Annotated in this window: 12 protein-coding genes and 1 pseudogene; 8 read left to right on the top strand and 5 right to left on the bottom strand. The window is 62.1% G+C overall.

Going from position 1 to position 13,080, the window contains the following annotated elements; all coding sequences use genetic code 11:
* Positions 1–235: 235 nt before the first annotated feature.
* Together V1290_RS06725 and V1290_RS06720 are read right to left on the bottom strand one after the other, a co-directional pair.
* Positions 236–640 carry a DUF1330 domain-containing protein gene (locus V1290_RS06725; protein WP_334363641.1) on the bottom strand — a complete coding sequence of 135 codons (405 nt, stop codon included), beginning with the start codon at positions 638–640 and terminating at the stop codon, positions 236–238.
* A 301-nt stretch (positions 641–941) separates the two neighbouring features.
* Positions 942–1,601: a TetR/AcrR family transcriptional regulator gene (locus V1290_RS06720; RefSeq protein ID WP_334363640.1), complete on the bottom strand. Its 660-nt coding sequence runs from the start codon at positions 1,599–1,601 to the stop codon at positions 942–944.
* A 226-nt stretch (positions 1,602–1,827) separates the two neighbouring features.
* Here V1290_RS06720 and V1290_RS06715 point away from each other — a divergent pair.
* From V1290_RS06715 to V1290_RS06700, 4 genes and pseudogenes are all read left to right on the top strand, one after another.
* Positions 1,828–2,372 (top strand): annotated as a pseudogene (locus V1290_RS06715) (OsmC family protein).
* A 39-nt stretch (positions 2,373–2,411) separates the two neighbouring features.
* On the top strand, positions 2,412–3,536 hold the full coding sequence (locus V1290_RS06710; RefSeq protein ID WP_334363639.1) for an acyl-CoA dehydrogenase family protein: 1,125 nt from the start codon (positions 2,412–2,414) through the stop codon (positions 3,534–3,536).
* A 50-nt stretch (positions 3,537–3,586) separates the two neighbouring features.
* Positions 3,587–4,465 (top strand): sulfurtransferase, encoded by an 879-nt coding sequence (locus tag V1290_RS06705; RefSeq protein WP_334363638.1) that lies wholly within the window; start codon positions 3,587–3,589, stop codon positions 4,463–4,465.
* Between the two features lie 141 nt (positions 4,466–4,606).
* A complete protein-coding gene (locus V1290_RS06700; RefSeq protein WP_334363637.1) occupies positions 4,607–5,218 on the top strand; it encodes a hypothetical protein in 612 nt (203 codons plus the stop codon).
* Between the two features lie 120 nt (positions 5,219–5,338).
* Here V1290_RS06700 and V1290_RS06695 read toward each other — a convergent pair whose 3' ends face one another.
* A complete protein-coding gene (locus V1290_RS06695) occupies positions 5,339–5,800 on the bottom strand; it encodes a globin family protein (protein ID WP_334363636.1) in 462 nt (153 codons plus the stop codon).
* A 350-nt stretch (positions 5,801–6,150) separates the two neighbouring features.
* Positions 6,151–8,073, bottom strand: a complete 1,923-nt coding sequence (locus V1290_RS06690; protein WP_334363635.1) for a sigma 54-interacting transcriptional regulator — start codon at positions 8,071–8,073, stop codon at positions 6,151–6,153.
* A gap of 167 nt (positions 8,074–8,240) precedes the next feature.
* On the opposite strand from V1290_RS06690, the gene V1290_RS06685 reads away from it, so the two are divergent.
* From V1290_RS06685 to cynS, 4 genes are all read left to right on the top strand, one after another.
* On the top strand, positions 8,241–9,623 hold the full coding sequence (locus V1290_RS06685; RefSeq protein WP_334363634.1) for a CmpA/NrtA family ABC transporter substrate-binding protein: 1,383 nt from the start codon (positions 8,241–8,243) through the stop codon (positions 9,621–9,623).
* A gap of 166 nt (positions 9,624–9,789) precedes the next feature.
* Positions 9,790–10,629 carry a nitrate ABC transporter permease gene (gene ntrB / locus V1290_RS06680; RefSeq protein WP_334363632.1) on the top strand — a complete coding sequence of 280 codons (840 nt, stop codon included), beginning with the start codon at positions 9,790–9,792 and terminating at the stop codon, positions 10,627–10,629.
* A 5-nt stretch (positions 10,630–10,634) separates the two neighbouring features.
* Entirely contained in the window at positions 10,635–11,561 is a 927-nt protein-coding gene (locus V1290_RS06675; protein WP_334363631.1) for an ABC transporter ATP-binding protein, read from the top strand.
* A 69-nt stretch (positions 11,562–11,630) separates the two neighbouring features.
* Positions 11,631–12,119 carry a cyanase gene (gene cynS / locus V1290_RS06670; RefSeq protein WP_213285820.1) on the top strand — a complete coding sequence of 163 codons (489 nt, stop codon included), beginning with the start codon at positions 11,631–11,633 and terminating at the stop codon, positions 12,117–12,119.
* A 143-nt stretch (positions 12,120–12,262) separates the two neighbouring features.
* On the opposite strand, the gene V1290_RS06665 is transcribed toward cynS, so the two are convergent.
* Positions 12,263–13,075 (bottom strand): isocitrate lyase/PEP mutase family protein, encoded by an 813-nt coding sequence (locus V1290_RS06665; protein WP_334363630.1) that lies wholly within the window; start codon positions 13,073–13,075, stop codon positions 12,263–12,265.
* Positions 13,076–13,080 lie beyond the last annotated feature (5 nt).

Here is a 13,080-nt window from a genome sequence, read left to right as displayed (position 1 = left end):
CGATGTCGCTTTGCCATCGGTAAGGGGACAGCCAAGACTGGCCTTCAGCAGTCTGCTTTGTGCCAACTACGGAACTCCTGCACAGCAGCAAAGATCCTCACTCGATCCAGCACCTCGGCGAGTTGCTGAATATGCAGTGGGACATCAAGCCCCGCGTTTTGCGGTCCTGGGTTCTCCAATGACGAAGAGGCCGCCGATGCCTGGCGGCCCCTCGACTCCGGTGATGAGGCGTCCGCTATTGTGGCGTGCCCTCGATGGCGAAGGAGCGGAATTTCGCGTATTTGTCGCCGACCTCTCGTAGCTTCTTGTACTCCGGATCATTGCGCCAGGCTTGGAGTTTTTCCATGCTGTCCCAGACCTGGACGACGGCGCGCTTTGGTGTTTGGCCATCAAATCCAGTTATTTGTTTCGCGTTTGCGCCACCGATTCCTCCAATGGCAAGAAATTTACCGCCGTGTGACTTGATCAGGGCCTGCGCTTTCGGGGCATATTCCTTGCCATAGGCCTCCTGATCCATCACGTCGACTTCCGCGACGAAGTACACGGGCGGCTTCCCTTGCGCGTGCAGCCCCTGGACCGCCGCGGCACCGAGTGCAAGGCCGGCCACCATGGCCAACCCCATCTTGTATCTCGTATTCATGAGTGATCTCCGCGCTGTTCGATTGAGCCCTAAAAAAGCCCGGCTCACGCAGAAATATGCCGGCCGAACGGCACTATCGCTGCCCGTTTACCTGCGAAGAACTCGGCACCTCCCGCTTCAAGGCAGCTCGCCGAGAAGCCTAGACCACTTCATTGGCGGGTAAAAGGGAGAAGGGCCCGCTGCGGTGCGGGATTTCAATCTGGCCTAGGTCTGCTCAGGGTCAAAAGGCGCAATTCTGGCATGACCAACGCATATGTGCTTTAGCTCCAAGAGCGGACTATGATTAGCGCCCTAGCCTGCCTCAGACGGCGACAAGCTCCGCAGGGTTACCCGCGCGCTTCGGCTTCTTCACCTTCGACGGCCCAAACAGCGAGCCCGCCGCAAGCCCCGCGGTATCCGCGACGGCGGGATCGCGCGTGACCATGGCGGCGACGATGGCGCCGTCTATTAACAGCGCGAGTTGATGGGCCAGCATCTGCGGCTCGGCGGCGCCCATCTCACTGGCGAGCTTTTCGATGTGCGCCAGCACCACCTTCTTGTGGCGCAGCGCGATGTTGCGGAACTGTTTGGCTTCCTTGTCGTGCTCGGCGACCGCATTGATGAAGGGGCAGCCGTAGAAGCGCTCCTCGGCAAACCAGCGCTTCAGCGCCGGAAAAATCCGCTTCAGTTTCGCCTGCGCATCGCCGCCGCCATCCTCCATCGCGCCGATGAACCATTCACGCCAGGCCTTGCCTTCGCTTTCCAGCACGGCGTTGACGAGGTTGGTCTTCGATCCGAACAATTTGTAGAGCGTGGTTTTCGCCGTGCCGGCCTCGTCGATGATCGCGTCGATGCCGGTGGCGTTGATGCCGTTCTTGCAGAACAGATGCGTCGCCGCATTGAGCAGGCGGCCGCGCGCGGACTCCTCGTCGCCTGCGGCCGACGCCGCGACAGCTTTCCGCTTGGAAACTGATTTGCCCATGCGCCGCAGTTAATCGGAGCGCGGCGCAATCATCAAGCAGCATCTTTGCGGCGAAAATAATCGCAAGCACGCGGCAATTGCTTCGCGCCTGTGCAGCACAGCGCTGACCAATTTCCGGGCAGGCACACTAAGCGACGAGAGACGTTCGGCTTTTGATTTCGGCCTGATCTGGCACGCTTCATGCAGGAAACAGAACGTTCGGTATCCTACCCTAGGGAGAGAAATGATGACCGCGGTCGCTCAAAAAACGGTGCTCACGGGCTGCCTGGCCCCGATCGACAAAAACGGGCTCGAGCAGCTCATCGCCAACGGCAAGGCCAATCCGAAGGTCATCAAGACCTTGAAGTGCAAGACGGTGGCGGAGGGCAAGTTCCGTCACGCCAACTACATCCGCAACCTCGCGCCCTACATCGTCGACGAACCGCCGGGCTTGCTCGGCGACGACACCGCGCCGAATCCTTCCGAAGCCTCGCTCGCCGCGCGCTCGGCTCGTGCCTTGCGGTCGGCCTGCACGCCAACGCCGTGCATCGTGGCTGGATCGTCAACAAGCTCGAACTCGAGCTCGAAGGCGACCTCAATATCACGGCGGTGTGGGGCACCGGCGACGTCAGCGAAAAGCCGGTCGGCTTCACCGATGTGCGCGTCAAGGTCGACATGGAATGCGAGGGCATTCCGAAGAGCGAGATCGATGCGCTGGTCGCCCATGTCAAGAAATGGTCGCCGGTCGCCAACACCTTTACGCGGCCGGTCAATCTCGACGTCAGCGCATAAGCAGTCGCAACAAGCAAGCACTGGGGTGCGGAGGTTCTCATGGGTTCGGTGGCGGTATCGCGGCTCGCAGTTGCCGAAAATCTTCCCGCGGCATCGATCGTGGATCAGGTCGCGGCGATTGCGCGTAGAGAACTCGCACCCCAGGCCGCGGCCATCGACGAGGGCACCGTCTATCCGGATGCGTTGCTGCGGCGTCTCGGGCACGTCGGCGCGTGGGGCAGCCACCGGCCAGCGGATGGCGTGGCGGACCTGCGCTGCGCCATTCAATCGATCGCGGCACTTGGAGAGGTCTGCGGCGCCACCGCCTTCATGGCGTGGTGCCAGAACACGCTGGTCTGGTACGCCTCGAATTCAAACAATCCAGAACTCGTTGCCAAATTCGCCGGCAAGTGTGCCAGCGGCGAGATTCTCGGCGGCACCGGGCTCTCCAACCCGATGAAGAGTTTTTTCGGCATCGAGAAGCTGAAGCTGAAGGGACGGAGAGTCGAGGGCGGCTATATCGTGCGCGGCGCGCTGCCCTGGGTGTCGAACCTCGGTCCCGATCATTTCTTCGGCACCATCTTCGAGCGCGAGGACAAGGGCGGCGGCATCGTGATGTTCCTTGCCGATTGCGCCAACCCGGCGATCACGCTGCAGCCGTGCAAGCCGTTCCTGGCGATGGATGGCACCGGCACCTATGCCGTGCAGTTCCGCGACGTCTTCGTGCCGGATGAACTGATCCTTGCCGAACCGGCGGGACCGTTCGTGAAGAAAATCCGCGCCGGTTTCATCCTGCTGCAGGCCGGCATGGCGCTCGGCCTGATCAAGGATTGCATCCAGATCATGGACGAGGTCGACGCGCCCTTGAGCCATGTCAACCGCTATCTGCCGCAACAGCCTGCTCAATTCCGTGAACTCCATGCCGAGTTCGAGAAGGAGACGATGGCGCTGGCGCGCGACCCCTACAATTCCGACGATAGCTACTGGCGCCGCGTCATCGCGCTGCGGCTGCGCGCCGGCGACGCCAGCGTCGCGGCTGCGCATGCGGCGATGCTTCATTGCGGCGCGCGCGGTTATTTGAAGAGCCACCGCGCCCAGCGGCGGCTGCGCGAAGCCTATTTCGTCGCCATCGTCACGCCCGCCACCAAGCAGTTGCGCAAGATGCTGGCCGGCGACGAGCACTAAGGGATTTCCGATCGACTCCAACCGCAACCACGAAACAGGAGAGGCCTGCCATGACGGACGTTCTGATTACTGCCGGCGAACTCGCGGAATTCCTCAAGCAAGAGCCGTGTGTCGTCATCGACACCCGCAATCCCGAAACTTACGGCGCGGGGCATGTCCCGAACGCCGTCAACGTCCATGAAATCTTCACCTATCTCGCGACCTCGACGCCGGAAGGTATTCACGAACTGAAGACGAAATTCGCCGATGCGTTCGGCGCCGCCGGGCTTTCGGGCAAAGAGACCGCGGTCATCTACGAGCAGTCGATGAATTCCGGCTTCGGGCAGTCCTGCCGCGGCTACTATCTGCTGACCATGCTCGGCTATCCCAAGGTCAAGGTGCTGCATGGCGGCTTTGATGCCTGGGCGGCGGCGGGCCTGCCGGTGACCACGGACGTGCCGTCGCCGGTGAAGGCATCGTTCTCGGTTCTGCCTGAAGCGGGCGACATCCTGATCGATGCCAAGACCATGCTGGCCGCCGTCGGCAAGCCCGGTATCGCCTTGCTCGATGTGCGCGACATCGACGAATGGATCGGCGAAAGCTCTTCTCCGTATGGGAAGGATTTCTGCCCGCGCAAGGGACGCATCCCCGGCGCCGTCTGGCTCGAATGGTACCGCATGATGAAGCCGACCGCGGAAGGGCCGCGCTTCAAGTCCAAGAACGAGATTTTGGCGGAATGCGCCACCGTCGGCATCACGCAGAATACGCCGGTCTATCTCTACTGCTTCAAGGGCGCGCGCGCCTCGAACACGTTCCTCGCCTTGAAGAACGCCGGCGTGAAGGATGTGCGGATGTATTTCGGCTCCTGGAACGAGTGGTCGCGCGATCCGTCGCTGCCGATCGAGGAAGGGCTGCCGACGGAGGCCAAGCTCACCACCAAGGCGGCGTGAGGACGGTATTCGACGTTGCAGTCTGAGTCTACGAATCGGACTGCAACATCGCGGCCTGCGACCTGATGGAACCGCCACCGCGCCGCTCTGGCGTTCCCGATATCCGCTGCGTATAGTCGCGGCGCAGTCGGGTGGTCGCGGATGTCGATGTTTTCACGCAAATTCGGTCTCGTACTGGTCGCGGCGACGCTGTGCCTTGGCGCGCGCGCCGCTCACGCCCAGGCCTCGCCGGTGAATTACTGGATCCCGGGCTGGCCGATGGGTTTCAGCGGGGAAGCGGGCGAGAGCCCGAACGCATACGGCAGCTTTCCGAGCTTCGATTTCCGCGACGTCGGAAACGGCTCGTCCTATGCGCGCTACAACTTTTCAAACGGCTTTTTTGTCGGCAGCCAGCGCAGCAGCATGGGCCTCAGCGGTCTCAGCCAGAGTGCGTTCGGCGGTTTCGGCTCGCTCTATAGCGAAGGCGTTCAGTTCGGCTACAGCCTCAAGAACAGCGGCTTGCCTGTCACCTTCTATGCCGGATTCGACACGCTGAAATACAATACCGGCATCGGCGGCCCGTTCGCGCCGTTCGACTCCAAGTCGGGCACGCTGCCGATCTCCAGCGTGAATGCCGGCATCGAATTTCAGGCGACCTCGAATCTCAGCCTGTCGCTCGGCGTCGGCTACGTCCAGCAGTCGGGCCGCCTCGACAGCGAATTCAATTCGCTGCCCGGCGCTTCACCATTCGCCGTCGGCGGCCGCCGCTACTAGGCATGTACTCGTAATTCAGTCAGGTCCGCTTGCTCTCGGAAGGCGATTATCAAACCAACATTGATTATCAAACCAACATTGATGCATGTCGCCTTTGGGCCAAGAGGCGACATGCCAGATTCAAATTGCCTGTGCGGTCGCGTTCTCTCGCGATGCGGCTGCCGCATCACGCATGACGCCGGACACGGTGCTGTATGCCACCACCCAGGCCGACTTCGCCGCTGGCGTCCAAGCCTCTTTCAAACCCCGCTCTAGGGTCCATAGCAAGGCTGCACCAACCGTGTCGTAATGCCGATCCTCTACGCCATACCGAATATGGTTTCGCCCGAGGATCTCTAGCGTCGGTACCAACGACGGCAAGTCATCGACACTGTTGATCACGGCACTCAATGCCTGGACCAGCTTCCGGCGCTGCTCTTTCATATCTGCATCCTTGAACAATCGCTGCAGCGATGGATCGAGCGTGAACAGTCTCTCATAGAACAAACCAGCCGCGATATCGCTGATCGGAATCACCTTTGCCCAGGTCGACTTGAGAAGTTCCTTGGTTTCAGGAGACATGTCTTTGGTTTCAGAAGGCATGGCAGCATTTTCCTATCCGTTTGAATAATCTGGTCGGAACACTGCAAATATGTGCTGGGCTAACGCGCAAGGTTCGATACCGGCACAATGATTTGTTGAGATCAGTACGTTCTCATATTGCGAACGGCCCCAAAGGAGCAGAGGGTCGCAGCAGCGGTCAGACTGACCAGCGCCGGCCTGCTGCGTATTCCTGGTCGTAACGGCGTTGAAATTCTTGTGACGGTGCTTCGGTTACCTCGCGTAAAATTGGACGCGAATGTCTGCCTAGGGTCACAAGCCGCCGATCACCGTCAAGCCGGGTGCCTTCCGCTTGCCGTGGGAAGCCCGTGGTTTATGAGTACACGCCCTAATCAGCCAGCCAAGCCGCGCCCGTTTGCAATTCCCAGCGCCTTGATACGCGAGGCCAGCGTGGTGGGCTTGATGTCGAGCATCTCGGCCGCGCCGCCGGGGCCGAACACTTTTCCGGAGCAGGCTTCAAGTGCCGCGAGGATGTTGGCGCGTTCGTGGGCGCGCATTTCCGATGAGGTCATCACCACAGGACGGGCGTCGGCTTTCTCGCGCGCCGCGCCGGAGGAGGGCGATGTGCCCGATACATCGGGCAGGTCGATGCGCAGCCGACCGTTCTGGGCGAGGATCGCCGCGCGCTCGATCACGTTCTGCAGTTCGCGGACATTGCCGGGCCAGTCGTAGCGCGCAAGCCGGCGGGCATCGCCTTCCGACAGGCGCAGGTCGGATTTCAGCGCCTTGCTCTCGCGCGTCAAAAAATGCTGCGCCAGCAGCGGAATGTCCTCGCGCCGCTCGCGCAGCGGCACCGATTCCACCGGGAATACGTTGAGGCGGAAATAGAGGTCCTCGCGAAAGCGGCCGCGCTGCACTTCCTGCTTGAGGTCGCGGTTGGTGGCGGCGATCACGCGCACGTCGACCGCGCGGGTGCGCTCCTCGCCGACGCGTTCGAAATTGCCCTCCTGCAGCACGCGCAAGAGCTTGCCCTGCAGCTCCAGCGGGATTTCGCCGACCTCGTCGAGAAACAGCGTGCCGCCGTCGGCGAGCTCGAACCGTCCGATGCGGTCGCGCATCGCGCCGGTGAAGGCGCCTCTGATATGGCCGAAGAACTCGCTCTCAAAAAGTTCGCGCGGGATCGCCGCGCAGTTGACGCGGATCAGCGGCCGGTCGCGGCGGCTACTCGCTTCATGAATGGCGCGCGCGATCAGTTCCTTGCCGGTGCCGGACTCGCCGGTGATCATGACGGCGGCGGTGGTCGGCGCCACCAGCTTGACCTGGCGCAGCGTCTTCTGGATCGCCTCGCTCTGGCCGATGATGCCGCGCGGGTTGGTCTCGATGCGGATTTCTTCCTGGAGGTAAGCGTTTTCCAGCTCCAGCCGCTCGCGCAGGCGATCGACTTCGGCAAGCGCCGCATGCAGCTTCTCGTCGGCCTCGCGGCGCTGGCTGACGTCGCGAAACACGATGACGGCGCCGACCACGACGCCGCGGTCGCGGATCGGCGTCGAGGTATATTCGACCCAGACCGGCGTGCCATCCTTGCGCCAGAACACCTCGCCCTCAACCTGGTGCACGGCACCGTCGCGAAACGCCGCGTAAATCGGGCAGTCGTGATCGGGATAGTGCCGCCCGTCATGATGGGTGTGATGAACGATCGGGTGGATTTCCTTGCCGACCAGTTCTTCCGCAGCCCAGCCCAGCATGCGCTCGGCGGCCGGATTGACGAAGGTGGTCTTTCCTTCCGCGTTCACGCCGTAAATGCCTTCGCCGGCGGCGCGCAGGATCAATTGGTTTTCGCGCTCGATATCCTGGAACACCCGTTCGACCCGCTGCCAGGTCGCGATCCCGCCGCGCATGTGGTCTTCGGCCGCCGCGTCGACATAGCGTCGGCGGCGGGCGTCGAGATCGCTCATGGTGAGCAGTACCAGCGAGCGGCCTTCGCCCGGCACCAGTGAGCCGGCATATTCCAGGCGCAGGCTTTGCCCCGTCGCGTGGCGCGGGGTGAGCGCGTTGCTCCAGTACGCGCCCTTGTCGAGCACGGCCTGCGTGAACACGATCAGCGCCGGCAATTGTCCGGCATGCAGCGTGCTGGCCTTGGTCTGGCGCAGCAAGGCGCGGTCATAGCCGAGCAGGGTGCAGGCCGCCGGATTGGCGTCGAGGATCTGGTCGGCATGGGGATCGAGCAGTAGCGCGGGCTCGATCGCGAACTCGAACGCGGCGGTGCGCAGTTCGACGTCCTGCGGCGGGGCGGTTGAGCCGAGGGCCAGATCCATCCAGTCGATACTCCGAAATCTCGTAATTCAACTACGACATTTCGTGTATCACGAATTTTCGTAATCGCCAATGTCAGCAGAATTCCTGTGATCTCAGAGCCATCGCCGCAGAACGGGGCTGGCATGTGCCTTGCTTAATTAGGGTGCAACGTCGCGCAGGAGGGCTGATGTCTACCTTCGACAATCCATTCGATCCCAACCGCCGTCTTCATGCCGGTGGCTGTAGCTGCGGTCAGCATGTCAGCGAAGCCGAGCACCAGGCCGCCCAATTGCAGGTCCAGTCCGCCATCGAGAGCGAGCAGAAACGCTACGAAGGCGTGGTCGCCTCCGCCGTGATGCGCGCGATCTTCCCGCAGGACGTCGCGCGCCGCGCGTTTTTGAAGTCGGTGGGCGCGGCAACCGCAGCGGCGGCATTATCGCAGTTCTTCCCGCTCAAGACGGCGACGGAAGCGTTCGCGCAAGGCGGGCCGCTGGAAAAGAAAGACCTTAAGGTCGGCTTCATCCCGATCACCTGCGCCACGCCGATCATCATGGCCGCGCCGATGGGGTTCTATGCCAAGAACGGCCTGAACGTCGAAGTGATCAAGACCGCCGGCTGGGCGGTCATTCGCGACAAGACCATCAACAAGGAATACGACGCCGCCCACATGCTGTCGCCGATGCCGCTCGCCATCACCATGGGCGCCGGCTCTAATCCAATTCCCTACACCATGCCGGCCGTGGAAAACATCAACGGCCAGGCGATCACGCTGTCGATCAAGCACAAGGACAAGCGCAATCCGAAGGACTGGAAGGGCTTCAAGTTCGCCGTACCCTTCGACTATTCGATGCACAATTACCTGCTGCGCTATTACCTCGCCGAGCACGGCATCGATCCCGATACCGACGTGCAGATCCGCGCGGTGCCGCCGCCGGAAATGGTCGCCAATCTGCGGGCAGACAACATCGACGGCTTTCTCGGGCCCGACCCGATGAACCAGCGCGCGGTGTTTGACGGCGCCGGCTTCATCCACATCCTGACCAAGGATATCTGGGAAGGCCACCCGTGCTGCGCCTTCGCCGCGTCGAAGGAATTCGTCACCACGATGCCGAATACCTATGGCGCGCTGCTCAAATCGATCATTGAAGCCACTGCGTACGCGCACAAGGCGGAGAACCGCAAGGAAATCGCGGCGGCAATCGCGCCGGCGAACTATCTTAACCAGCCGCCGATCGTGCTGGAGCAGATTTTGACCGGCACCTTCGCCGACGGGCTCGGCAACATCGTCCAGCAGCCGAACCGCGTCGATTTCGATCCGTTCCCGTGGCAGTCGTTCGCGGTCTGGATCATGACCCAGATGAAGCGCTGGGGGCAGATCAAGGGCGACATCGACTATGCCGGTATCGCCGCGCAGGTCTATCTCGCCACCGACGCAGCCAAGCTGATGAAGGAAGCAGGACTGACGCCGCCCGCCGCCACCACCAAGAGCTTTTCGGTGATGGGCAAGACGTTCGATCCTGCGAAGCCCGAGGACTATCTCGCCAGCTTCAAGATCAGGAAGGCGTCGTGATGAAGGGGCCGCAACCACATTTGCCGCTGTCGTCCCGGCGAACGCCGGGACCCATACTCCGCGGCGTTAGTAATGAAGGAAGGTTTCCGACATCGTGCCTAAAAGAGTCGGCGCAGCGTATGGGTCCCGGCGTTCGCCGGGACGACATGCTGAGGGACTATCCCCAATGACCTCATCCCTTCGTTTCCGTGCCGCCGTCGTCTCGATCGTGCTGTTCGCGGCGTTCCTCGGCATCTGGCATCTCGCCACGCGGCCGACGGCTGCGACCACCACCATGTCGCCCGAATACGCCAAGCTGATGGGGCTGACGGCGACCCAGGGCAAATCGGCGATGCCGGGTCCATCAGATGTCGGCGCGAAATTGTGGGAGCACCTCAGGCAACCGTTCTACGATAACGGGCCGAACGACAAGGGGCTCGGCATCCAGCTCGGCTATTCCATCGCGCGCGTCGGCCTCGGCTATCTGCTCGCGGTGATCGCCGCCATTCCGCTCGGATTTTTGATCGGGATGTCGCCCTTGATCAGTAGGGCGATCGACCCGTTCATCCAAATTCTGAAGCCGATTTCGCCGCTGGCCTGGATGCCGCTTGCGCTCTACACCATCAAGGATTCCTCGATCTCGGCGATCTTCGTCATCTTCATCTGCTCGGTGTGGCCGATGCTCTTGAACACCGCGTTCGGCGTCGCCGCGGTACGCAAGGAATGGATCAACGTCGCGCGCACGCTGGAAGTCGGCACCGTCAGGCGTGCCTTCACGGTGATCCTGCCCGCGGCGGCACCGACGATTCTGACAGGCATGCGGATTTCGATCGGCATCGCCTGGCTCGTGATTGTCGCGGCCGAGATGCTGGTGGGCGGGACCGGCATCGGCTACTTCGTCTGGAACGAGTGGAACAATCTCTCGATCACCAACGTCATCATCGCCATCCTCATGATCGGCATCGTCGGCATGCTGCTCGACCAGATCCTGGCGCGGTTTACGCGCATGGTCACTTTCCCGGAGTGATGGCGATGACCGACAAATTCATTTCCATCGAGGGCATCGCGCGGCGTTATCCGGGCGCGGGTGGCGGTGAGACCACGATTTTCGAGGATCTCTGGCTGTCGATGAAGCGCGGCGAATTCGGCTGCGTGATCGGCCATTCCGGCTGCGGCAAGACCACGGTCTTGAACATCCTCGCCGGCCTCGACGAGCCGAGCGGGGGCGCGGTTATCGTCGACGGGCAGGCGATCGAGGGGACGAGCCTCGATCGCGCCGTGATCTTCCAGAGCCATGCGCTGCTGCCATGGCGCACAGTGCTCGGCAACGTCGCCTATGCCGTGACCTCGAAGTGGCGCAACTGGGACCGCGCAAAGGTGAAGGCGCATGCGCAGAAGTTCATCGATCTGGTCGGGCTGACCGGCTCCGAGCACAAGCGGCCGTCGGAACTGTCGGGCGGCATGAAGCAGCGCGTCGGCATTGCGCGGGCGCTCTCGATCACGCCGAAGATCATGCTGATGGACGAACCGTTCTCGGCGCTGGATGCGCTGACGCGGGGTACGCTGCAGGACGAGGTGCGGCGCATTTGCCTCGAGACCGGGCAGACCGCGTTCATGATTACCCATGATGTCGATGAGGCGATCTATCTCGCCGACAAGATTTTTCTGATGACCAATGGTCCGGGCGCCGTGTTGGCCGAGATCGTGGAAAATCCGCTGCCGAAGGATCGCGGCCGCATCGATCTGCACCGCCATCCGCTCTATTACGCGGTGCGCAATCACATCGTCGATTTCCTGGTCAGCCGCAGCAAGACGTTTGCCGCCACCGTGACCGATCATGATCCGCGCAACGTGCCGGTCGTGCGGCCGGGCAAGCCGGAATTGGTGCTGGCTGCGGAGGCGGAGGATTCGATTGAGGCATCATGGCCGAGCGTGGCCCGGCCATCCACGTCTGCCTAGGCAATACGAAGCAAAAACATGGATGCCCAGGACAAGCCCGGGCATGACGAGTACATAAGGAGATAAGGCATGAAGCGCGAAGACCTCACAGAGAAGCTGCTCGACATCAAGCGCGAAAAGGGCTGGAGTTGGAAACACATCTGCGAAAAGATCGGCGGCTATTCGGAAGTGCTGATCGTCGGCGCCATCATGGGCCAGATGAAGCTGACGAAACCGCAAGCCGCCAATGCCGGCGAATTGTTCGGGCTGTCGAAAGCGGAAACTGCGATGCTCAACGAGGTGCCGATGCGCGGCACCGGCACGCCGATGCCGCCGACCGATCCCTTGATCTACCGCTTCTACGAAATGGTGATGGTCAACGGACCGGCCTGGAAAGCGCTGATCGAAGAGGAATTCGGCGACGGCATCATGTCGGCGATCGATTTCGACATGGCATTGGAGCGCGTCGCCAACCCCAAGGGCGACCGGGTCAAGATCACGATGTCCGGCAAATTCCTGCCGTATAAATATTACGGCGCCAGCGGGAATGTGCCGGAGTATGGATTTAAGGAGGAGTGACGTCTGCCTCCACCGTCATTGCGAGGAGCCAACGGGTCGCGCGAATGCGCGCCCGATGACAGGCTCCGCGACGAAGCAATCCATCTATCCCCGCGTTGAGGAAATGGATTGCTTCGCTGCGCTCGCAATGACGGGAGAGACCGTCAGACAAACGCCGCCCGCACCTCCTTGATCGGCGCCATGTCGCGCACAAACGTGAAGGCGCCACGCTCCTTCATCTCACGCGCGCACTTCAAGAATGCCGCCAGTGCGTAGCGTTCCATCGCGCCGCCGACGCTGATGCGCTTGACGCCTGCCTCGGCGAGTTGCGGAACGGTCAGCGTCGGATCGGCAAATCCCATCACCAGGTTGAACGGCTTGCTGATCGAGGACACCACAGTGCGAATGGTGCCGATGTCGTAGAGCCCAGGTGAATATAGGACATCAGCGCCAACGGCCTCGAACGCCTGTAGCCGCTTGATCGTATCGTCGAGTTCCTTGCGGCCGTGCAGGAAATTCTCCGCCCGCGCGGTCAGCGTGAACGGGAAGGGCAGTGCGCGCGCCGCCTCGACCGCGGCCTGCACGCGCTCGACCGCGAGCGAAAAGTCGTAGATCGGGTTCTGCGGATCGCCGGTCGAATCTTCGATCGAGCCGCCGACGGCGCCGGCTTCGGCCGCGCGCGCGATCGCCTTCGCCGCGGTCTTCGGATCGTCCGCGCCGCAGTTTTCAAGGTCAGCGTTGACGGGAAGGTCGGTGGCTTCCGCGATCGCTCGGCAATTCTCGAGGATGGCGTCGAGGCTGACCGTTACGCTGCCGAGCGTGTTGGCAAGGCCGAGACTCGTGGTCGCAAGCGCCTCAAAGCCCATCGCGGCGAGAAGCTTGGCGGTGCCGGCGTCCCAGGGATTGGGAATGATGAAGGCGCCCGGGCGCGCATGCAGCGCGCGAAACGCCTCGGCTTTTTCCGTCTGACTTCGCATCGGCA

This window comes from Bradyrhizobium sp. AZCC 1578, assembly GCF_036924675.1.
Lineage (GTDB): Bacteria > Pseudomonadota > Alphaproteobacteria > Rhizobiales > Xanthobacteraceae > Bradyrhizobium.
The sequence above is the reverse complement of the archived record's forward strand: the minus strand, read 5'-3'. Positions and strand labels throughout refer to the sequence as shown.